The sequence below is a fragment of the Nonomuraea sp. NPDC050547 genome (assembly GCF_044457345.1).
Classification (GTDB): Bacteria; Actinomycetota; Actinomycetes; order Streptosporangiales; family Streptosporangiaceae; genus Nonomuraea.
Map to the genome: position 1 here is coordinate 71,855 of NZ_JBITGW010000018.1, position 18,571 is coordinate 90,425.

The 18,571-nt window shown below is 70.4% G+C and carries 17 protein-coding genes; 7 read left to right on the forward strand and 10 right to left on the reverse strand.

The genetic code is table 11. From position 1 onward, the window contains the following. Positions 1-29 precede the first annotated feature (29 nt). From ACIBHY_RS38185 to ahcY, 3 genes are all read right to left on the reverse strand, one after another. Positions 30-1,340: an LVIVD repeat-containing protein gene (locus ACIBHY_RS38185; RefSeq protein WP_397252269.1), complete on the reverse strand. Its 1,311-nt coding sequence runs from the start codon at positions 1,338-1,340 to the stop codon at positions 30-32. A gap of 148 nt (positions 1,341-1,488) precedes the next feature. Further along, a complete protein-coding gene (locus tag ACIBHY_RS38190) occupies positions 1,489-2,721 on the reverse strand; it encodes an adenosylhomocysteinase (protein ID WP_397252103.1) in 1,233 nt (410 codons plus the stop codon). 166 nt (positions 2,722-2,887) lie between these two features. After that, on the reverse strand, positions 2,888-4,315 hold the full coding sequence (gene ahcY / locus ACIBHY_RS38195) for an adenosylhomocysteinase (protein WP_397252104.1): 1,428 nt from the start codon (positions 4,313-4,315) through the stop codon (positions 2,888-2,890). A gap of 101 nt (positions 4,316-4,416) precedes the next feature. Between ahcY and ACIBHY_RS38200 the strand changes: the two genes are divergently transcribed. Genes ACIBHY_RS38200 through ACIBHY_RS38215 form a run of 4 tightly spaced genes read left to right on the forward strand, consistent with a single transcriptional unit; the run spans position 4,417 to position 8,970 of the window. Beyond that, entirely contained in the window at positions 4,417-4,788 is a 372-nt protein-coding gene (locus tag ACIBHY_RS38200; RefSeq protein ID WP_397252105.1) for a MerR family DNA-binding transcriptional regulator, read from the forward strand. Between the two features lie 16 nt (positions 4,789-4,804). After that, positions 4,805-6,508 (forward strand): asparagine synthase-related protein, encoded by a 1,704-nt coding sequence (locus ACIBHY_RS38205; protein WP_397309254.1) that lies wholly within the window; start codon positions 4,805-4,807, stop codon positions 6,506-6,508. A gap of 5 nt (positions 6,509-6,513) precedes the next feature. Next, positions 6,514-6,990, forward strand: a complete 477-nt coding sequence (locus ACIBHY_RS38210; RefSeq protein WP_397309255.1) for a GerMN domain-containing protein — start codon at positions 6,514-6,516, stop codon at positions 6,988-6,990. Positions 6,991-7,014: 24 nt separating this feature from the next. Next, complete coding sequence (locus ACIBHY_RS38215; protein WP_397309256.1) at positions 7,015-8,970, forward strand: protein kinase; 1,956 nt, start codon at positions 7,015-7,017, stop codon at positions 8,968-8,970. 14 nt (positions 8,971-8,984) lie between these two features. On the opposite strand, the gene ACIBHY_RS38220 is transcribed toward ACIBHY_RS38215, so the two are convergent. Genes ACIBHY_RS38220 through ACIBHY_RS38240 form a run of 5 tightly spaced genes read right to left on the reverse strand, consistent with a single transcriptional unit; the run spans position 8,985 to position 12,964 of the window. Further along, positions 8,985-9,905, reverse strand: a complete 921-nt coding sequence (locus ACIBHY_RS38220) for a cation diffusion facilitator family transporter (RefSeq protein ID WP_397252109.1) — start codon at positions 9,903-9,905, stop codon at positions 8,985-8,987. Between the two features lie 43 nt (positions 9,906-9,948). Continuing rightward, entirely contained in the window at positions 9,949-11,049 is a 1,101-nt protein-coding gene (locus ACIBHY_RS38225) for an SIS domain-containing protein (RefSeq protein ID WP_397309257.1), read from the reverse strand. After that, the gene (locus tag ACIBHY_RS38230) at positions 11,046-11,219 is read right to left on the reverse strand and encodes a Trm112 family protein (protein ID WP_221339873.1); all 174 of its coding nucleotides are present in this window, start codon (positions 11,217-11,219) and stop codon (positions 11,046-11,048) included. The genes ACIBHY_RS38225 and ACIBHY_RS38230 overlap by 4 nt, the downstream gene beginning before the upstream one ends. After that, positions 11,216-12,565 (reverse strand): phosphomannomutase/phosphoglucomutase, encoded by a 1,350-nt coding sequence (locus tag ACIBHY_RS38235; RefSeq protein WP_397309258.1) that lies wholly within the window; start codon positions 12,563-12,565, stop codon positions 11,216-11,218. The genes ACIBHY_RS38230 and ACIBHY_RS38235 overlap by 4 nt, the downstream gene beginning before the upstream one ends. A gap of 30 nt (positions 12,566-12,595) precedes the next feature. Then, on the reverse strand, positions 12,596-12,964 hold the full coding sequence (locus tag ACIBHY_RS38240; protein ID WP_184957752.1) for a DUF3499 domain-containing protein: 369 nt from the start codon (positions 12,962-12,964) through the stop codon (positions 12,596-12,598). Between the two features lie 148 nt (positions 12,965-13,112). Between ACIBHY_RS38240 and ACIBHY_RS38245 the strand changes: the two genes are divergently transcribed. Continuing rightward, entirely contained in the window at positions 13,113-13,538 is a 426-nt protein-coding gene (locus tag ACIBHY_RS38245; protein ID WP_397252112.1) for a metallopeptidase family protein, read from the forward strand. A gap of 70 nt (positions 13,539-13,608) precedes the next feature. On the opposite strand, the gene ACIBHY_RS38250 is transcribed toward ACIBHY_RS38245, so the two are convergent. Then, positions 13,609-13,869 (reverse strand): WhiB family transcriptional regulator, encoded by a 261-nt coding sequence (locus tag ACIBHY_RS38250; RefSeq protein WP_184957754.1) that lies wholly within the window; start codon positions 13,867-13,869, stop codon positions 13,609-13,611. Between the two features lie 317 nt (positions 13,870-14,186). Then, positions 14,187-16,187: a hypothetical protein gene (locus tag ACIBHY_RS38255; RefSeq protein ID WP_397309259.1), complete on the reverse strand. Its 2,001-nt coding sequence runs from the start codon at positions 16,185-16,187 to the stop codon at positions 14,187-14,189. A gap of 166 nt (positions 16,188-16,353) precedes the next feature. Here ACIBHY_RS38255 and cofD point away from each other — a divergent pair, with 166 nt between their 5' ends. Both cofD and ACIBHY_RS38265 read left to right on the forward strand, forming a co-directional pair. After that, positions 16,354-17,292 (forward strand): 2-phospho-L-lactate transferase, encoded by a 939-nt coding sequence (cofD, locus tag ACIBHY_RS38260; protein WP_397252114.1) that lies wholly within the window; start codon positions 16,354-16,356, stop codon positions 17,290-17,292. Positions 17,293-17,387: 95 nt separating this feature from the next. Beyond that, the gene (locus ACIBHY_RS38265) at positions 17,388-18,506 is read left to right on the forward strand and encodes a coenzyme F420-0:L-glutamate ligase (protein ID WP_397252270.1); all 1,119 of its coding nucleotides are present in this window, start codon (positions 17,388-17,390) and stop codon (positions 18,504-18,506) included. Positions 18,507-18,571: the final 65 nt, after the last annotated feature.

Sequence of the window (18,571 nt, forward strand, 5' to 3'; positions counted from 1 at the left end):
GGCCGCGAGCCGTACCCCGGAGAAGGGCCTTACCAGCCGCGCTCGGGATAGCGGGACTGGGTCTGCGCATTGAGCAGGGACTGCTTCACGCGGTTGGCCGGGTTCGTCCGCCGGTCGTCGACCTTGAGCACGTCGAACCCGCGGGCGATCTCACTGCCGTAGATGTAGCCGTTGTAGTAGTACGTGGACCAGTAACCGCCCAGGACGAGCTGCGTCGGGTCGACCGGGCCGCGGTCGTAGAAGGCGATCTCCTTCGGCCGCGAGGAGTCGGTGAAGTCCCACACCGACAGGCCGCCCTGATACCACGCCTGGACCATGATGTCGCGGCCCTTGACCGGCAGCAGCGAGCCGTTGTGGGCGACGCAGTTCTCCTGGTCGGTCTGCGGGCGGGAGATCTTGTAGTAGCTCTTGAAGACCAGCCGGTGGCCGCGGAGCTCGTAGATCGCGTCGGCGCCGCGGTTCGGGGCCTGCGCGGTGGTGCACATGGCCTCGACGCCGCCACCGAGCTCGTCGGTGAAGACGACCTTGTCACCGTCGTTGTTGAACGTGGCCGAGTGCCAGAACGCGAAGTTCGGGTCGGTCGTCCTGGCCTTGATCCGCGGCCGCTCCCGGTCACGGATGTCGAAGATCACGCCATCGCCCATGCAGGCGCCGGCGGCGAGGTCCTTCTCGGCGTAGACGGTGATGTCGTGGCAGCCGCTGGTGGGCAGCAGCAGGCCGGGCTGGGTCTCGTTGCCGCCGTCGGGGAAGACGACCGGGGTGCCCACCAGCGAGGCCGCGGCCGGGTTGGCGAACGGCACCTTCACGACCGAGATCTTGTCGTGCGGCGGCTGGCAGTCGGGGAAGTTGGCGGCGGGCAGGTAGGAGGAGACGTAGACGTAGAAGAACTTCCTGGCGTCGCGCCCTCGCGCGGGCACCAGGGTGTGCGTGTGGGAGCCGCAGTTCGTCTCGACCGACTTGACGTACCTGGGGTTGCTCTTGTCGCTGACGTCGAAGATCCGTACGCCCTCCCAGGACTCCTTGACCGTCGCGCTCTGCGGCGTGCTCTGGCAGGAGTCGTTGTTGCGGGAGGAGTCGACGGAGGTGACCAGGACGTCACCCAGGATCGTCACGTCCATCTGACCGCCCGGACAGCTCACCGAGCTGACGAGCTGGGGCGACTTCGGGTTCTTGATGTTGTAGATGGAGAACCCGTTGAAGTTGCCGACGTAGGCGTAGTCCCCCTGGAAGGCGAGGTCGCTGTTGATGGCCGCACCCGCCGGCAGGTCGAGGTGCGCTTCCAGACGGATGTTGTCGCTCTTGACGACGTCGTCCGCGGCGTTCGCGGGCGTCCCGGCCATGACGGTGGCCAGAGCCAGAGCTGCTATGGCAGCCAGGCGGGAGGATAAGACGGTGATTCTCACCGGAGGCCTCCTACGGATGGAAGTGCCCCGAATTATCCGCCTATCTAGTGATCGAACCCGGGTTTGTCCGGTATCTGTCACACACTCAGGAGCCGTAGCGCCACGAGTGCAGGTACTCCTCCTGCTCGGCGGTGAGCGTGTCGATCTCCACCCCGGTCGCGGCCAGCTTGAGCCGCGCGACCTCCACGTCGATCTCCCCGGGTACGTCGTAGACGCCGGGAGCCAGCCCGAAACGCTCCTTGGCCAGCCAGGCCACGGCCAGCGCCTGGGCCGAGAACGACAGGTCCATGACCGCCGCCGGATGCCCCTCGGCCGCCGTCAGGTTGACCAGCCGCCCCTCGGCCAGCAGCAGCAGGCGGCGCCCGTCGGCCAGCACGTACTCGTCGGTGTTGGGCCGCACCCCGCGGTGCACCTCCACGCCGAGCCCGTCGAGCGCCCGCACGTCGATCTCCACGTCGAAGTGCCCGGCGTTGGCCAGGATCGCCCCGTCCTTCATCACCGCGAGATGCTCGCCCCTGATCACGTCGCGGTTGCCGGTGACGGTGATGAACACGTCGCCGTCCTCGGCCGCCCGCCCCATCCCCATGACCTCGTAGCCCTGGAGCGTGGCGTCCAGCGCCTTGACCGGGTCCACCTCGGTGACGACCACCCGGGCCCCGAGTCCCTTGGCCCGCTCGGCCACACCTCGCCCGCAGTAGCCGAACCCGGCCACGACCACGGTCTTGCCGGCCAGCATGGTGTTGGTGGCGCGCATGATCCCGTCGAGCGTCGACTGCCCCGTCCCGTAGCGGTTGTCGAACATCCGCTTGGTCCGCGTGTCGTTGACGGCGACGACGGGAAAGCGCAGCGCCCCCTCGGCCGACATCTGCCGCAACCGGATGACCCCGGTCGTGGTCTCCTCACACCCCCCGGAGACCTGCCCAAGAAGATCGGTCCGCTCCGTGTGCAGAATGTTGACCAGGTCACACCCATCGTCAAGCACCAGATCAGGCGAAATATCCAACGCTTGATGAATATGCCGGTAGTAGGTACCCCGATCCACCCCAGCCCGCGCATAAACCGAAATGTCATACCCAGCCAGCGCTTCCGCCACATCATCCTGCGTGGACAACGGATTCGAAGCCGCCAACGCGATCCGCGCGCCTCCGGCCCGCAGAGCCCCCATGAGCACAGCGGTCTCGGCAGTCACATGCAGACAGGCCGCGATGGTCAACCCGGAAAGCGGCTTCTCATCATCGAAGCGCGCCCCGATGGCGGTCAGCACCGGCATGGCCCGCGCCGCCCAGCTGATCCGCCGCTCCCCCAGCTCCATCGACATCTCCTATGTACGGCGGCGCCCCCGAGACCACCCAGGCGGTCAAGGGGGCGCCGTAGCGGCGAGCACCACGTCCGACGTGAGAAGCGACCCCCACGATCGGCGCCCGCCGGGGTCGGCGGGTGGCGTGGGGGCGGCTTGCCGTAACGCTGAAAGAGACTGAAAGAAATCAGTAACGATAGTGGTCGGGCTTGTAGGGGCCCTCGACGTCGACGCCGATGTACTCGGCCTGCTCCTTGGTGAGGGTCGTGAGCTTGACGCCCAGGGCGTCGAGGTGGAGGCGGGCGACCTTCTCGTCCAGGTGCTTGGGCAGGACGTAGACGCCGATCGGGTACTCCTCGGTCTTGGCGAAGAGCTCGATCTGCGCGATCACCTGGTTGGTGAAGGAGTTCGACATGACGAAGCTCGGGTGGCCGGTGGCGCAGCCGAGGTTCATCAGGCGGCCCTCGGCCAGCACGATGATGCTGTGGCCGTCAGGGAAGATCCACTCGTCGACCTGGGGCTTGATGTTGTTGCGGACGATGCCCTCGGTCTTCATGAGGCCGGCCATGTCGATCTCGTTGTCGAAGTGGCCGATGTTGGAGACGATCGCCTGGTGCTTCATCTTCGCCATGTGGTCGGCGCGGATGATGTCGAAGTTACCGGTCGTGGTCACGAAGATGTCGGCGATGCCGACGACCTCGTCCAGCGTGGTGACCTGGAAGCCGTCCATGGCCGCCTGCAGGGCGCAGATCGGGTCGATCTCGGTGACGATGACGCGGGCGCCCTGGCCCTTCAGCGCGTCGGCGCAGCCCTTGCCGACGTCACCGTAACCGCAGATCACGGCCACCTTGCCGCCGATGAGCACGTCGGTGGCGCGGTTGAGGCCGTCGATGACGGAGTGGCGGCAGCCGTACTTGTTGTCGAACTTCGACTTGGTGACCGAGTCGTTGACGTTGATGGCCGGGAACAGCAGCGTGCCGTTCTTGAACATCTCGTACAGGCGGTGGACACCGGTCGTGGTCTCCTCGGTGACGCCCTTGATGCGCTCGGCGGTCTTGGTCCAGCGCTTCTCGTCACCGACCGTGCGCTTGAGCAGGTCGATGATGACGTGCCACTCCTCCGGGTCGTTCTCGGTGGCGGAGGGCACGGCGCCGGCCTTCTCGTACTCGGCGCCCCGGTGGACCAGCAGCGTGGCGTCGCCGCCGTCGTCAAGGATCATGTTGGGGCCGTCGCCGCCCGGCCAGGCCAGGGCCTGGTCGGTGCACCACCAGTACTCCTCCAGCGTCTCGCCCTTCCAGGCGAAGACCGGCACACCCTGCGGGTTCTCGACGGTGCCGTTGGGGCCGACGACGACCGCGGCGGCGGCGTGGTCCTGGGTGGAGAAGATGTTGCAGCTCACCCAGCGGACCTCGGCGCCCAGCGCGACCAGCGTCTCGATGAGGACGGCGGTCTGGATCGTCATGTGCAGCGAGCCCATGATCTTCGCACCGCGCAGGGGCTGGGAGGCCGCGTACTCCTTGCGAACCGCCATGAGTCCGGGCATCTCGTGCTCGGCGAGCCGGATCTCCTTGCGCCCGAACTCGGCCAGCGAAAGGTCGGCGACCTTGAAGTCCATCTGGGTTCCCCTCGTATCACGAAGTTGTCGCCTGCGAGTTTAGGCATCAGGTGAAGCCAGTTGCGACTCACAGACCCCGAATCTGACGTAAGAATGTAAGAATGCGGATTACGGAGGCTGCGAAGCGGCTCGGAATGTCGCCCAGAATGCTCAGATACCGCGAAGCGCTGGGCCTTCTGCCCCCGGTCAGGGAGCAGGGTGCCCACCGGCGCTTCGGCGACGAGGAAATCCAGGCCGTCGCCCAAGGCGTGGACCTGGAGCGGCGCTTCGACGTCTCCCCCGCCGAACTGGCCTTCGCGCTGCGCGTGCTGAGCGAGCCGGCGGTCGCCCAGGCCGTGCGTGAGCTGGGCATCCGCATCGGCCGGCTGCAGGCCCCGCGCCGCGCCCTCGACTTCGAGAAGGAGAAGGCGCTCCGCCTTTTGCGAACTTCCGGACATTCCCCCGCATCCAACCCCAGGAAAGGTGATCGCTAGCGCGTCGGGGGGCGTCATGAGGGTTTTCCTGGCAGTTTCGGCACGTCCACACCGCCAGGAGGCCCTGGGCCGAGCGGTCCAGCGTGCCCGCGAGTCGATCGCGGTGGCCTTCCCCGTCGCCCCAGAGCGCGTCAGGGCCAGCGAGTGGACGGCCGCGAACGGCGGCGTGCACGTGCTGACCTGGACCAACGAACCCGGCTGGGAACCCTCGTCCGGCCCCGGCGGCATCACCGTCGTCGCCGGGCACCACCCGGGCGAACCCGGCCATGGGCCCGCCGCCGGGCAGCCCGGCTGCTTCGCCCTCCTGCGCGCAGGCGAGCACGGGATCACCGCCTCGACCTCGATCGCACCCGCCGACCCCGTCTACTACGCCGAGACGCCCGACCTGTTCGTCGTGGGAAACCGCGCCCTCCTGGTACGGCTGGCCGCCCACGACGGTGTCCGCTACGACGTGGCCGCCCTGCAGTCCGTGGCCAGGCAGGGCTACTTCCTGTCCGAGGAGACCCCGTACGCCGGGGTGAGCGCCCTGCCGCCGGCCTCGACGCTGGAGATCGGCGACCGGCTGACGGTGACCACCGAGCCACTGCCCGTGGGGCGCGGCCGTACCGGCGCCGCGCAGGTGGCCGAGCGCATGCTGCGGGCGGTGCGCCCCCTGGCCGGCGGCCCGGACCCGGTGCGCGTCACGCTGACCGGCGGCCGCGACAGCCGCCTGATCGCCGCGCTCCTGCACGGGGCGGGCATCCCGTTCCGCGCCTTCACCTCGGGTTTCGACGACCACCCCGACGTGGTGGTGGCCCGTCGGGTGGCCGCCGCGCTCGGTGTGGAGCACGAGGTGACGACACCGGTCCTCACCACCGAGAACGAACTGTCCGTGGTGCACCCGGCCGACCGGGTCCACCACATCCTGCGCGCCTGCGAGGGCATGCTGTCGGCCTACGAGAACATCACCGCCGACGCCCCCTACAGCGACGTCCCCCGGCTGGGCGGGCACAACGGGGAGATCCTGCGCGGCGGCTACCTGTCCGGCATGGAGGAGACCACGCCCGAGGCGATACGCCGGCGCACCGAGACGCTGTTCCTGTCCAACCGCGGCCTGTTCACGGAGACGGCCAACGCCCACGCCGAGGAACTGGCCTGGAGCTCGGACTCCCTCCACGTGCCCGACCACCTGTACGTGCGCTTCCGCGTGGGCCGCTGGCACGCCGCCGCGCGGGCGGCGATGCTGCGCCAGGGCACGCCGGTGCAGCCGTTCCTGGACAACCGGGTGGTCCGCGCGGCACTCGGCATGGACCCGGGCGTACGCCGGTCGGAGCGGCTGGTCCACCGGCTCGTCAGAACATTCGCGCCCGCGCTGGCCGAGGTGCCTCTGGAGGGCCGGCCGTGGCGCTTCCGCACCGAGGGCCCGCTCGCGCGCTGGCGGCACAGGGCGGCCCGCCACATCACCGCGCCGAAGCCCAAGCCCTGGAACTGGCGGACCGAACCCGGCCGGGAGCTCGCCGAGGAACTGCGGGAGACGATCGTCTCGTGCGCCCGGCTGGGCCAGATCGTCCGCCTGGACAAGGTGCCCGCGCTGTTCGACGGCGGCAGGCTGGTCAAGCCCGCGCTCGTCTGGCATCTGTACACGGTGGCCGGTCTCCTCGGCGCCGATCTCACCGCGCCGGGAACCGCCTCGCGCGGGCGGGTGACAGTGCCAACCAAGCGTCCGCTGATGGCGTCATAACAAGCATGAAAGAGCTGCTGATGGCAGTGGTCCTCGCCATCTCACCCGCGCACGCGGGCACCGCTCAGACCGTCAAGGTCTACTTCTCGAAGGGTTTCGGCATCCCCGGCAAGACCGTGGCCGTGACCCGCAAGGCGCCCGACCGGGGCGTCGCCCGCTTCTCCGTCGAACAGCTGATCAACGGCCCCACCAAGGCGGAGAAGCGCCGGGGCCTCCATTCCGAGCTGGGCGGGCAGATCCGCGGCCGCTCCGACTGCGGCGCCGACTTCCAGCTGAAGATCGCTTCAGGTACGGCGACGCTGCGATTCTGCCGGACCGTCTACGGCCTCGGCGTGGGCGGCGACGCCCGCGTCCTGCACACGATCGGCAAGACGTTGCTGCAGTTCAAGACCGTGAAGAAGGTCGTGACGCTGGACAAGGACGGCCGGTGTCTGTTCGACCAGACCGACGCCGGGACATCCTGCCTGACCGGGCACGAGTAGCCCGATTCCTCTAATATCCCGTGAATGCAGCCCCTGACGTCTGATGATCCGCAGACGATCGCCGGCTACCGCCTGCGCGGCCGGCTGGGCGACGGCGGTCAAGGCGTGGTCTACCTCGCCGAGGCCGCCGACGGGCGGCAACTGGCCCTGAAGGTGCTGCACACCAGGGGCGACGCGCAGCTGCGCGACCGCTTCGCCAAGGAACTGGCCGCCGCCCAGCGGGTCTCCCCCGCATGGATCGCCCGCATCGTCGACGCCTCACTGGACGGCCCCCGCCCGTACATCGCCAGCGAATACGTGGAGGGTCCCAGCCTCGCCCGCGCCGTCTCCACCGCCGGCCCGTTCGCGCCAGAACCCCTGATGCGGCTGGCCTCCGGGCTCATGATGGCGCTGGCCGCCATCCACCGGGCCGGGATCGTCCATCGCGACTTCAAACCGGCCAACGTGCTGCTCGGACCCGACGGGCCGCGCCTGATCGACTTCGGCGTGGCCCGTGCCTCCGACATGACCGCCACCACCTCGGGCAACGTCGTCGGCACGCCTCTCTACCTGGCCCCCGAGTCGTTCCTCGGCCACCGCGCCGAGTCGCCCTCCGACGTGTTCGCCTGGGGCGCCGTCGTGTACTTCGCCGCCACGGGCCACCACGCCTTCCACGCGGCGGAGATTCCCGCCGTCATGCACCGCATTCTCCACGACTCCCCCGACCTGTCGCCGCTGCCGGAGCCCCTGCGCGCCCCGGTGGCCGCCGCCCTGGCCAAGGATCCCGCCGCCCGCCCCACAGCCGCCGGCCTCCTCCTCGAACTCACCACCGTCGGCCACCTCCCGCCCCCACCCCTCGGCAGGCAGGAACCGGCCGAGCCGGTCCCCGCGAAAGCGGCGCCCCGCCAGGAGACGGGCGCCCAGGACCGCGTGGAGACGCCCCGCGGCCGCGTGAGAGCCCGTGGGAGGGCCGTGCGGGTCGTGGGGGCCCTGGTGGGTGTCGCCGCCGCCGTCGGCGGCGTCTTCGCCGTCAGAGCCTTCGACTCCGGTACGGCCGGCACCCCCGGCCCCGGAGTCACCGCCGCCGCCCGGCCGCCCGGCACGGAGCCCCCGCCGGGGAAATCCGCCGGACAGGCCACCGAGACCCCCTCCGCCGCCCCGGCCCGCGAACCGGGCAAGTCCGCGGAACCGGGCACCACCCGGCCCCCGACGGCCGGGCCCGCCTCGCCGTACCCGAAGGAGCGGACCACCGGGAACGTGCGGATCTACTACAACCTCCCCCGGGCCGCGCACGCCGCCCGCGCCGCCAAGCTGGTCGCGGCCGGGTTCCAGCCGACGTCGCTGAGCCTGGCGCCGGGCGAGCGGTACACGGCGGTGTGGGTGAAGCGTCAGGGGCCGGCGCCGCGGCTGTTCCACGGCCTGAACCCGGACGCCGCCAAGCGCTACCTGACCCGCGCGATGGCCGCCGGCTACCGGCTCAAGCTGATCGCGGGGCTGGGCGCGTGGGAGAACGCCACGTACGCGGGTGTGATGGTCAAGCAGGACGGCGCCGCCGTCAACCACAGCTTCTGGCGGATGACCAAGGCCCAGTTCCAGGACAAGCTCCGCCACTACCAGGACCGCGGCCGCATGACCCTGCGCTGGGTCTCGGCCTACGGCCCCGCGAGCGACCGCCGCTACGCCGCCGTCTGGGAGCCCAACGTGGACACGGCCGGCTGGCGGGCCACCGTGGACCTGGGCTGGGCCCAGCACAAGCGCGCCTACGACCGGCTGCACGCGCGGGGCTACCGCCCGACGATGGTGGCGGCCACCCCGGATCGCAGGTACAGCGCGGTGTGGCGCAAGGAGAGCAGCGCCTACTTCCACTACGGCGACCTCACCCCGGACGCCTACCGCACCAAGCTCCGCCAGATCGCCCCGAAGGGCTACTACCCGGCGGCCCTGCAGGTCTCGGGCACCGCCGACCACCCGTTCTTCACCGCGGTCTGGGCCCCCGAGTAGCGGGGGCCCGCGCGTCACACGGACGGGGTGCGGTCCAGGTCCGGCTCCAGGTAGATGACGCGGGCGATCGGCACCGCCGCGCGGATGCGCTGCTCCGCCTCGTCGATGCCGCGTGCCACCTCGGCCGCGGTGTCGTCGTGCTCGACCGCGATCTTGGCGGCGACCAGCAGCTCTTCCGGCCCGAGATGCAGCGTGCGCATGTGGATCACGCGGGTGACCTCGGGGGCGTTCTCCAGGGCGGACCTGATCTGCTGCTCGACGTCGGGCGAGGCGCCTTCACCCAGCAGCAGCGACTTGGTCTCGATGGCCAGGATGATCGCGATGATGCCGAGCAGCACACCGATCATCAGGGTGCCGACGGCGTCCCAGACCGGGTCGCCGGTGATCGCCGCCATCGAGACGCCGAACAGCGCGAAGATGAGGCCGAGCAGCGCGCCGAGGTCCTCCAGCACGATGACCGGCAGTTCGGGCGACTTCGAGCGGCGGATGAACTCCACCCAGCCCTGCTTGCCGCGTACCGCGTTCGACTCCTTGATCGCGGTGCGGAAGGAGAAGCTCTCGGCGATGATCGCGAAGATCAGCACGCCGATGGCCCAGCTGAGGTTCCCCAGCGGCTCATGCGAGCCCAGCTTGTGGATGCCCTCGTAGATCGAGAAAGCCGAGCCGATGGTGAACAGCACCACGGCCACGACGAACGCGTAGAAGTAACGCTCGCGGCCATAGCCGAACGGGTGCTCCTTGGTCCGCTCCCGCTGCGCCCGCTTGCCACCGATCAGCAGCAGGGCCTGGTTGCCCGAGTCCGCGACCGAGTGGATGGACTCCGCCAGCATCGAGGACGAGCCGGTGAAGACAAAGGCCACGAACTTGGCCACGGCGATGGCCAGGTTCGCGGCCAGAGCCGCGACGATCGCTTTGGTACCGCCACTCGCGCTCACTGCGAATCTCCACTCATAGGGTCGATCAGATCAATCCCGGATCTTATTGGGAAATCCTCGCCTTAAGTTCTGTGATCGCTGTCACTGGGGTCGGATCGATGCCGTAGCCGAGCGCGAGGTAGGTGCTGGCGAAGTCGCCGAGGGCGATGAGGGAGGCCAGCCGTTCGAGCGGATGAGCGCCCTCGGCCGTGAGTTCGGTGACCGCGACGTCGCGGTCCCGCGCCATCCGGACCGACGCCTCGCGCCGCCGCGTGACCTGCGGGTGCTCGTCGGCGTCCCGCATCATCACCAGCCGCAGCGACCGCCCGGCCTCGTCGGCGAAGATGTCCCGCTTGGCCAGCGGGCCGTCGAAGGCGACCACCTGGTTGTGGTTGGCCTCGGGCAGCTCGCCGAAGACCGCGGGATACTTGGCGTTCTCGTTGAGCTGGCAGGCCAGCCGGTACGCCGCCACCCCGCTCACCCGCGACGAACCCCAGATCATGGGCACGCTCTCGGCCAGCTCCATCGCCAGCTGCTTACCCGGGTTGATGAACGACTCACTGGAGGGACGGCAGCGGTGCGCGATGTCCTCCAGCGACTTCGCCACGCCCTCGATCAGCGCCTCGTCCGCACGCGCCAGCCCCAGCCCCGCCGCGGCCACGATCAGGGGTACGGCCAGCAGCCACACGTTGGCCCGCGGCTGCCCGGCCGCCCGCACCGGCACGAAGATGCCGCCGGCCTGCCTGGCCACCGACTCCACCGGCGAGTCGGGAGCGGCGACGGCCACGAGCGTGCAGCCGCGCCTGACCGCCTCGGTCGCGGCCGACAACGTCTCCTCGGTACGCCCCGAGGCCGACACCGCGATCACCAGGTCGGTAGCGCCCACCCAGCCGGGGAGCTGGTAGGAGCGGACGGTCAGGATCGGCAGCGGCGCGCCCTGGCCGGCGACGGCCGCCAGGATGTCACCGACGATCGCCGAGCCGCCCATGCCCACGACCACGACGGCTCTCGGGCGGCCCCGCAACTCCGCGAGGCCGGCTTCGGACGCGGCGCGCTGCCCCATCCGTACCTGCGCGGCGGAGGCGGCGACCGCCAGCAGCATGCCGCCGGGATCGTTGTCGGTAAGGAATCGCTGGTCATCGAGCCGGTCGGACTCCCAATTCACGGAGTCCTGGCCTCGTCGACCAGCAGGACGGGGATGTCGTCGCGTACCGGATAGACGCGACCGCATCCGGTGCAGGCCAGCTCGTCGGCTTCCGCCTCGGCACGCAGCGCGGACTTGCACGCCGGGCAGGCCAGGATTTCGAGCAGCCAGTCGTCGATCTTCACTTTCAACTCCTTACGACGGCGAGGACCTCGTCCCTGATCGCCGTCATCTTGCCTTCGTCGGCCGCTTCTGTGTTGAGCCTGAGCAGCGGCTCGGTGTTGGACGCACGCAGATTGAACCACCAGCCGGAGCCGCTCACGGTCAGCCCGTCGAGCTCGTCGAAGGTGCCCCGGCCGCCGAACGTCTCGCGGACCCTGGCCAGCGCACCCGCCTGGTCGGCGACGGTGCTGTTGATCTCACCGGAGGCGTGGTAGCGCGAGTAGGCGGCCACGACCTCCGACAGCGGGCTCGCCTGCTCCCCGAGAGCGGCCAGCACGTGCATGGCGGCCAGCATCCCCGAGTCGGCGAACCAGAAGTCGCGGAAGTAGTAGTGGGCCGAGTGCTCCCCTCCGAAGACGGCGCCGGTGGCGGCCATCTCGGCCTTGATGAAGGAGTGGCCCACGCGGGTGCGTACCGGCACGCCGCCGTGCTCGCGGACGATCTCCGGCACGCCCTGCGAGGTGATCAGGTTGTGAATGATCTTGGCGCCCGGGTGTTTGGCCAGTTCGCGGGCGGCGACCAGCGCGGTGACCGCCGACGGCGAGACCGAGCGCCCCCGCTCGTCGATCACCCAGCAGCGGTCGGCGTCGCCGTCGAAGGCCAGGCCGAGGTCGGCGCCGGTCTCGATGACCGCGCGCTGCAGGTCGACCAGGTTGGCCGGCTCCAGGGGGTTGGCCTCGTGGTTGGGGAAGGTGCCGTCGAGCTCGAAGAAGAGCGGCGTCACCTCGATCGGCAGGCCCTCGAAGACCGCGGGCACCGTGTGGCCGCCCATCGCGTTGCCGGCGTCGACCACGACCCGCAGGGGCCGGATCGCGCGCAGGTCGACCAGCCCGCGCAGGTGCGCGGCGTAGCCGTGGAGCAGGTCCTTCTCGGTGACCGAGCCGCGGGTCGCGCCGGGCTCCAAGCCGGCGGCGAGCAGTTCGGCGGCGCGGTCGCGCACGGCGGTGAGCCCGGTGTCGGAGCCGACCGGCACGGCGCCCGCGTGGCACATCTTCAGGCCGTTGTAGCGCGCGGGGTTGTGGCTGGCGGTGAACATCACGCCGGGCAGGTCGAGGCTGCCGCTGGCGTAGTAGAGCAGGTCGGTGGAGCCGAGCCCGGCGTCGATCACGTCGGCCCCGCGCCCGGTGGCGCCCCGGATGAAGGCTCCGGCCAGCGCGACTCCCGAGGTGCGCATGTCCCGCGCCACGACCAGCGACGTCGCGCCGGTCACGTCGACGAAGGCCGCCCCCACGGCTTCGGCGATCGGCTCGTCCAGCTCGTCAGGCACCACGCCGCGTACGTCGTAGGCCTTGAAGATCTTGGCGAGATCGCCCACTCCTGCTCCTAGGTCGTCGTTGAGACGAGCCTACCGGTCGCCGCGTTGCTGCTGGGCGGAGCGGAGCACGCGCAGGTGACCCCGGCGGCCGACCTCGACTCCCTGGCCGACGGGTTCGGTGCCGGAGGGGCTCGGCCTGGCCGCTTCCCTGACGGCGTTGGCGAGCGCTTCGAGATCGTCCGAGCTGGGTGAGGCGCCGTCCGTGGGCAGCCGCACCACCTCCCAGCCGCGGGGGGCGGTGAGCCGCTCGGCGTGCTCGGCGCACAGGTCATAGCAGTGCGGCTCGGCGTACGTCGCCAGAGGGCCGAGAACAGCGGTCGAGTCGGCGTATACGTACGTGAGCGTGAAGACGGCAGGCTGGCTGCAAGCGGTGCGGGAACAGCGGCGGACGGGGCTCACGGAGGGACCGTATCTGGTAAGAGTCCAAGGCGCCACTATCTGAGCGCTCTTAACGAGCGTGTCGCCACAATTCGGACACCTGTCGCAGGCTTTACACCCACCTGTACCAATGCTGCAGTACGGCGGCCGCTCCTCGTAAACTGTGCGGATGACTCCACGACGCCGTGACCGCCACGGTCGCGGCCTTCGAGGCCCGCTGGCTCCCTCCCACGTGCCCATCGCGAAGTCCAGGGGCGAGCGCTTCGACGACTTCGTCCTGGACGCCGTCGAGCGCCTCAAGCCGCGCTGGGGGGCGCAACTGGCGGCGGTGGAGTTCGCGGTCGAGGAGGTGCCGCCGCTGAGCGAGCTCGGCGACGGGCCGGGCCGCTCGGGCCCGATCCCGTTCGGCCGCGCCGAGCCGGCCCGCGGCGCCCAGCCCGCCTCCGTGGTGGTCTATCGCCGCCCGCTGGAGGCCCGCTCGCGCGACCGGGAGACGCTGGGCGCCCTGGTGCACGACACGGTGGTGGAGCAGGTGGCGTTCCTGCTCGGCCGTTCGCCCGACGAGGTCGATCCGGGCTTCGACAGCCACGGCTGACCCGCAGCCCACAAGAAACGGCGAGGGGCCACGCGGACGATGCCGCGTGACCCCTGAACCGGATATTCGCCTATACGGCCTGGCGCTTGATCCGCCGACGTTCCCGCTCGGACAACCCTCCCCAGATGCCGAACCGCTCGTCGTGTTCCAGCGCGTATTCCAGGCACTCGGCTCGGACCTCACACGTCCGGCAGACCTTTTTGGCCTCGCGTGTGGAGCCGCCCTTCTCCGGGAAGAACGCCTCCGGATCCGTCTGCGCACACAGTGCGCGCTCCTGCCAGCCGAGTTCTTCCGCATCAAGCTGGTCCTGTGCGATGACCAGATCGGTCACTGCGCACCTCCCTGCCGCCCGCCCGCAATGGAGCCCCCCATGAACGCCTTCCTTATTACCCACCCACAGGAAGGCGTAACAACATGGTTGTAATTACACGCGCGTGCCGTACGTGACGTCAAGCGGCATGCCGGTATCCGGGGAAAGACCAGATCTCGCCCCGGTGTGTTTGGCATGTGATGTTCGCGCCCGGTGGTTTCCATGAACCATGGCCTTGACCTGGCGTGTTCCGCGATCTCAGCGGTCGAAACCGTACCAGGGCGGGATTGACCCCCGCCCGTGGCCCACCTTCTCTCTAGCCGTGCTTTGTCAGTTCATTACCTGCGAGGCTCGTTGGGGGTGTATATGGCGGTGGGATCGATCGGGTCGTCCCCCTGCCTGGGCGGGTCGTTCAGCGCGTCGCCGCCGCGGAACATCGACTGGTCGAGCCGGACGGTCGACTCGGCCGGCGACTCACCGCCGTTCCAGCCGGGCTGGTAAGCCTGCTGCGGCTGCTGCGGCGCCGGGGGTTGCTGCTGGGGGTGCCCGAACGGGTCGTCGTAGGGGCCCGCCTGTCCCGTGTAGTCCGGTACGCGCAGGTCAGGTGCGGTGCCGGCGGTGGAGTGCTGGTAGTGCTCGGCCTGCTGGTAGGCGTCGAGCAGCTGCTGGGAGCGCGGGTCGACGGGCGGGTCCGGCTCCTGGTAGTGCTGCGGCTGGGCGTACTCCTGGCCCGGCGAGCCGGTGAACGGCTGGCCCTGCTGCTCGAAGGCGGGCGGGCGCTCGTAATACGGCGTGCCCGCCTGGCCGTCCTGGGGCGGCGCGTACGGGTTGGGGGCGTCGGCCGCCGGGGCGTAGGGGGTGGGCTCCGGCGGGGCGAAGGAGCTCGGGGTGGCGTAGGCGTCGTGGGCGCCCGGGTTCTGCGGCGGGGCGTACGGGTTGGGGTCGGGGGCGGTGTACGCGCCGGACTGGGGCTGCTGGTGGTAGACGTCCGGCTGGCTGTCGGCCGGGACGTAGGGGGCCGGGGTGTAGCCGGAGTCGGGCATCGTCTCCGACGGCGTGTAGCCGCCCGAGGGCGGCACCGTGTCGGCGGGGGCGTAGCCGCTGCCGGGGGGCGGCGCGGTGTCGACCGTGTTGTAGCCGTTCTGGGCGGGAGGCGGCTCCGGCGCGTAGACGTTGGGGGTGTCCTGCGAGGAGTAGCCGGGCGTGGTGTACGCGCCGCTCTGAGCGGGCTGGGCGTATTGCGGCTCCTGGCCGTACTGCTGTGGCTCCTGGCTGTAGGGCTGGGGGTCTTGGCTGTAGGGCTGGGGGTCCTGGTTGTAGGGCTGGGGGTCCTGGTTGAACTGCTGGGGCTCCGGCTGCGCGTATTGCTGGGGCTCGGGGGCGGCGGGGAGCGCGGCCCTCGGCTGCGGCGCGGGCGGCTCGGGGGCGGCGGGCCGCTGGAAGCCCTGGTACGCCTCCTGCTCGGCCCCGAAGCCCTGCTGGCCGAAGGACTGGCCCGGCTCGGACTGGGCGAAAGGCGGCTGGCCGTACTGCTGGCCGGGGTCGGGCTGGGCGTGGCCGGGCTGCTGGCCGGGGTCGGCGGCGACGAAGCCCGGCTGGCCGAAGCCCTGCTGGCCGGTGCCGGGCTGGCCTTGGCCGTATCCGGGCTGGGCGTACGCGGGCTGCTGGCCGGACGGGGGCTGCTGGCCGAACGCCTGGCCTGGGGCCGGCTGGGCGAAGGCCTGGCCGGAGGTGGGCTGCTGGGCGTACTCGGGCTGCTGACCGTATTCGGACTGAGCGTATTCGGGCTGGCCGAAACCGGGCTGCGGAGTGAAGCCGGGCTGCTGGGCGAAGCTCTGCTGGCCGTACCCCTGAGGCTGGCCGAAGCCGGGCTGCGGCGAGAACGTCGTCACGGGACGGCGCGCGGGCAGGGCCTGCGGCATGAGGTAGAGGGCCGCCAGGACGGTCAGGGCGAGGGTGGGCAGGCCGGTGAGGAGGAGTTCGACGATGGAGCGGAAGCCGTTGCCCGCGAAAAGGGCGACGAACAGCGCCAGGACCCCGAACAGCGCCATGGCCGACAGCGTGATCGCCGCGGTCATCGTGACCGGTCCCGCGGACTTGGCCGTGGGGCCGACCTTGGTCAGCAGCAGCACCGCGCCGACCAGCAGCGCGATCGTCACCGGGCTGGTCAGGCTCGAGAAGTAGATGGCGCCGCGCTCGGTGAGGCCGATGCTCGATCCGTAGGCACCGTCTCCGCCGATCAGAAACCGGCCCACGGCCACCAGCGTGGACGTGACGCCGGCAGCCAGCATGATCCAGGCAGCCGGCTCTTTCAGCCGGGCGACGTCAAGTTTGCTCACAACTACCCCCATCGAGCCCTTTGGCCCGCAGTGAGTTTGCCACATGACCGACTTACGCGGCGGGGAACCCAGGAGGCTCATTCCTCACATGTCCCTCATTGCGAGGATTTTTCTGGCATGGGGAGGGGTAAGACTGACCTCTGGGACAGATGGAAGACTGGGTGACATGCACATCGTGTCCCTCGCCGGCGGCATCGGCGGCGCCCGTTTCCTGCGTGGCCTGCGCGCCACCGCCCCCGACGCCCAGATCACCGTCATCGGCAACACCGGCGACGACATCACCCTCTTCGGCCTGCGGGTCTGCCCCGACCTGGACACCGTGATGTACACGCTGGGCGGCGGCATCAACGAGGAGCAGGGCTGGGGCCGGGAGAAGGAGACGCACACGGTCAAGGAAGAGCTGGCCGCGTACGGCGTGGAGCCGCAGTGGTTCGGGCTCGGCGACCGTGACTTCGCCACCCACATCGTGCGCTCGCAGATGATGGAGGCGGGCTACCCGCTCTCGCAGATCACCGAGGCGCTGTGCGCGCGCTGGCGGCCGGGGGTACGGCTGCTGCCCATGAGCGACGACCGCTGCGAGACCCACGTCGTGATCACCGACGAGCAGGGGCGGCGGGCGATCCACTTCCAGGAGTGGTGGGTCAAGCTGCGCGCCTCGATTCCGGCCGAGTCGATCGCCCTGATCGGCGCCGACACCGCCCGGCCCGCGCCCGGCGTCCTGGAGGCGATCGAGGAGGCCGACGTGGTGATCCTCCCGCCGTCGAACCCGGTCGTCAGCATCGGCACGATTCTCCAGGTGCCCGGCATCAGGGACGCGCTGCTGGCCAAGACCGTGGTGGGCGTCTCCCCGATCATCGGCGGCGCGCCCGTGCGCGGCATGGCCGACGCGTGCCTGACCGCCATCGGGGTGGAGACCAGCGCCCAGGCGGTACTGGAGCTCTACGGGCCGGACCTGATCGACGGCTGGCTGGTCGCGCCGGAGGACGACGGGGTGGCCGTGGACGGCATCAGGGTCCAGTCCCGTCCCCTGATCATGCACGACGCCGACGCGGCCGCCGACATCGCCCGCGCCGCCCTCGACCTCGCCCTGGACCTCAACCGATGACCACCCCCGGAACCCCGGCCCCTCGACCAGCGCACCCGGCAGGGCCCACCCCCGAAGAAGCTGTCCCAGGAAGGGTTTCCCCAGAAGGGGTTTCCCTGGAGGCGGGTGTTCCCGAAGAGGTTCGGGTGTCGCCGGTTCTGGGGTTGCCCGATGTGCGCCCCGGTGACGACCTGGCCGGGTTGCTCAAGGGGGCGGATCTGCGGCCGGGTGACATCGTGGTCATCACCTCGAAGATCGTCAGCAAGGCCGAGAACCGCCTGCGGCACGCCCCCGACCGCACCGCCGCCATCGAGGAGGAGACCGAGCGCGTCGTGGCCAGGCGCGGCGACATGGTCATCGCCCAGACCCGCCACGGCTTCGTCATGGCCGCCGCGGGCGTGGACAACTCCAACGTCGCCCCCGGCACGGTCCTGCTCCTGCCAGAGGACAGCGACGCCTCCGCCCGCCGCATCCGCGCCGGCCTCCCCCACGGCGTGGGCGTGATCATCTCCGACACGTTCGGCCGGCCGTGGCGCAACGGCCTCACCGACGTGGCCATCGGCGCCGCCGGCGTGCTCCCCCTGGAGGACTTCCGCGGCGGCGAGGACGCCTACGGCAACCCGCTCAACGCCACCGTCACCGCCCTGGCCGACGAGATCGCCGCGGCGGCGGAACTGGTCAAGGGCAAGCTGGCGGGCGTCCCCGTCGCGGTGGTGCGCGGTCTGGCGCACCTGGTGACCGCGGAGGACGGTCCCGGCGTGCGCCCGCTGATCCGCTCCGCCGACGAGGACCTCTTCCGCTACGGCTCCCGCGACGTGGTCCCCGCCCGCCGCACCGTCCGCGACTTCACCGACGACCCGGTCGACGCGTCCCTGGTACGGCAGGCCGTCGAAGCCGCCTTCACCGCCCCGGGCGCCGAGCACACCCGGTTCGCCCTGGTGGAGTCGCCAGCCGTACGGGAGAAGCTGGTGAACGCCCCGTACCTGGTGGTGCCCTGTGTGACCGAGCCGGGCGAGCCGGCGGCGGCCAGGGCCGGCGCGGCCGTGCAGAACCTGTTGGTCCAGCTCGCGATGGAGGGACTCGGTTCGGCGTGGCTGCCGGTGAGCGGCGGGGAGGAGATTCTGGATCTTCCCGAGGGCTGGCGGCCGATCGGTCTGGTGGCGGTGGGCCACCCCGCCGAGACCCCCGCGGACCGGGAGCCCCAAGATTTTGCGGCCCGCATCGTGCTGCGCTGATCTGACTTCTCCCAGCACTTAGGGGTAAAGCAGGCATTTACCCTTAGGAAACTTTCCTTTATATT

Excerpts from the sequence above, each read along its gene's own strand:
- ACIBHY_RS38185 (WP_397252269.1), bottom strand. The coding sequence starts at position 1,340 with ATGGCCGGGACGCCCGCGAACGCCGCGGACGACGTCGTCAAGAGCGAC.
- ACIBHY_RS38190 (WP_397252103.1), bottom strand. The coding sequence starts at position 2,721 with ATGTCGATGGAGCTGGGGGAGCGGCGGATCAGCTGGGCGGCGCGGGCC.
- ahcY (WP_397252104.1), bottom strand. The coding sequence starts at position 4,315 with ATGGACTTCAAGGTCGCCGACCTTTCGCTGGCCGAGTTCGGGCGCAAG.
- ACIBHY_RS38200 (WP_397252105.1), top strand. The coding sequence starts at position 4,417 with ATGCGGATTACGGAGGCTGCGAAGCGGCTCGGAATGTCGCCCAGAATG.
- ACIBHY_RS38205 (WP_397309254.1), top strand. The coding sequence starts at position 4,805 with ATGAGGGTTTTCCTGGCAGTTTCGGCACGTCCACACCGCCAGGAGGCC.
- ACIBHY_RS38210 (WP_397309255.1), top strand. The coding sequence starts at position 6,514 with ATGAAAGAGCTGCTGATGGCAGTGGTCCTCGCCATCTCACCCGCGCAC.
- ACIBHY_RS38215 (WP_397309256.1), top strand. The coding sequence starts at position 7,015 with ATGCAGCCCCTGACGTCTGATGATCCGCAGACGATCGCCGGCTACCGC.
- ACIBHY_RS38245 (WP_397252112.1), top strand. The coding sequence starts at position 13,113 with ATGACTCCACGACGCCGTGACCGCCACGGTCGCGGCCTTCGAGGCCCG.
- cofD (WP_397252114.1), top strand. The coding sequence starts at position 16,354 with ATGCACATCGTGTCCCTCGCCGGCGGCATCGGCGGCGCCCGTTTCCTG.